Origin of the sequence: Kitasatospora sp. MY 5-36, assembly GCF_001182915.1 — a bacterium.
Taxonomy (GTDB): Bacteria; Actinomycetota; Actinomycetes; order Streptomycetales; family Streptomycetaceae; genus Kitasatospora.
Genome location: NZ_LFVW01001020.1, coordinates 1 through 2,394 on the forward strand (window position 1 = coordinate 1; position 2,394 = coordinate 2,394).

Below are 2,394 nucleotides of genomic sequence, written 5' to 3' on the forward strand. Positions count from 1 at the left end.
CGACGACGACGTCGAACTCAACGCCCCCGACCCCCAGAACCCCAACACCTGGACGGTCCGCGCCCACAGCGGCCAGAGCCGCGCCCTGGCCATGTGCACCCCCTGACCGTCTCCAGACCGTCGGCCCGCCCGCGGCCCCGGGTGACCGGGGCCGCCGGCAAGGCGCCGCCTAGGAGTTCACGCCCTCGGTGTCGATGTGCGGCAGCACCCGGTCCAGGAACCGCGGCGTCCACCAGGCCGCCGAGCCCAGCAGCGTCATCACCGCCGGGACCAGCAGCAGCCGCACCACCGTCGCGTCCACCAGCACGCTCACCGCCAGGCCCAGCCCCATCATCTTGATGACGACGTTGTCGCTGACGACGAACGCCGCGAACACGCTCACCATGATCAGCGCCGCGCAGGTGATCACCCGCGCGGTGATCTCCAGCGCGTGCGCCACCGCGTCCCGGCTGTGCCCGGTGCGCAGCCAGGCCTCGTGCACCCGGGAGAGCAGGAAGATCTCGTAGTCCATGCTCAGCCCGAAGACGATCGCGAACATCATCATCGGCACGTAGCTCTCGATCGGGACCTTCCCCGCCACCCCCAGCGCCGGCCCGCCCCAGCCCCACTGGAACACCGCCACCACCACCCCGTACGAGGCCGCGATCGACAGCAGGTTGAGCACCGCCGCCTTGACCGCGACCAGCACGCCGCGGAAGACCAGCAGGATGATCAGGAAGGCCAGCCCGACCACCACCGCGATGATCGGCACCAGCCGGCTCGACACGATGTCCAGGAAGTCGACCTGCGCCGCGGTGTTGCCGGTCACGTACGTCCGCGCGCCGCTGCCGGCCACCGCGCCGGGCAGCACCGTGTCCGCCAGCCGGTTCACCAGGTCGGTGGTCGCCCGGTCCTGCGGGGCGCCCGCCGGGACGACGGTGGCGAACAGCACCGCCCCGTCCGGGCTGGTCTGCGGAGGGGTGCTGCTCGCGGCGCCGGGCAGGCCGGTGAGCGCCCGCTGCACCGAGGCCTGCACCCCCGCCCGCGCGTCGGCGGGCACCGCGCCCTGGTCGACCACCACCGTCAGCGGCGCGTTCGAACCCGGCCCGAAGGCCTGCGACATCAGGTCGTAGGCCCGCCGGTCGGTGAAGTCCGTGGAGTCCGCGCCGTCGCCGATGTGGCCCAGCTGGATGGAGAACAGCGGGACGGACAGCACCGCCAGCACCACCACCCCGGCCACCAGGTACCACCACGGCCGCGCCTCCACCCGCCGGGCGTAGCGGTGCCACGCCCCGCCCCGCCCGTCCCCGCCCTGCCCGTCCCCGCCCGCCTCGGCGACCGGACGGCGCACCGCGAACCGGTCCATCCGGCGCCCGATCAGCCCCATCAGCGCCGGCAGCAGGGTCAGCGCCCCCAGCACCGCCGACACCACCGTGACGGCCGCCGCCGCCCCCAGCTTGGCGATGAAGGAGATCCCCGACACCGACAGCCCGGACAGCGCGATGACCACCGTGCAGCCGGAGACCAGCACCGCCCGCCCACTGGTGGCCACCGCCTGCCCGGCCGAGGCCACCGGGTCCACCCCGTCCATCAGGTTCTGCCGGTGACGGGTCAGCAGGAACAGCGCGTAGTCGATCCCCACCCCGATGCCGATCATCGTCGCCAGCGTCGGCGCCACGGTCGCGAACGTCGACAGCGCCGCCACCAGCCCCAGCACCCCCAGCCCGACCACCACCGCGACCAGCGCCGTCAGCAGCGGCAGCCCCGCCGCGATCGCACTGCCGAACCCCACCAGCAGCACCACCACCGCCACCGCGAAACCGATCACCTCACTGGACCGGTCGTCCGCCGCCGGCCGGGCCAGCTCGCCCAGCGGACCCCCGTACTCCACCTGCACCCCGGCCGCCCGCAGCGGCGCCACCGCCGCGTCCACCCCCGGCAGGTAGTCCTTGCCCAGCAGCGTCGGATTGGTGTCGAACCGCACGGTCAGGTACCCGGTCAGCCCGTCGGCGGACAGCGGCCCGCCCGGCACCGGGCCCTGCCCCGGCGGCGGCAGCGGACTCTGCACCGACAGCACGTGCGGCAGCTGCTGCAGCGCCGCCACCGCCTCGGCGATCTGCGGCTGGAAGCCCGTCAGCTGCGCCGCGTCGTGCAGCACCACTTGGGAACTGGTGCCCGCCGCGGCCGGCTCGTGCGCCTGCAACACGCTCCGGCCCTGCTGCGCCTGGGTGCCGGGCAGCGAGAAGTCGTCCGAGTAGGAGCCGCCGACGGCCCGGTTGGCGGCCTGGACGCCGGCCAGGGCGACGAGCCACAGCAGGATGACGGTCAGCCAGTGGCGCGCGCACCACTCGCCCAGGCGGCGCAGCGCCGAGCGCCGGGCCGGTGGCGCGGCGGCCGAGGGGGCGGGGCGGGCGG

Annotated in this window: 1 protein-coding gene; it reads right to left on the reverse strand. The window is 74.7% G+C overall.

The window, feature by feature from the left end; translation table 11 throughout:
- Positions 1–169 precede the first annotated feature (169 nt).
- Positions 170–2,394, reverse strand: a 2,225-nt coding sequence (locus AE652_RS39625; protein ID WP_049660471.1) for an MMPL family transporter, incomplete at its 5' end; no start/stop codon positions are given.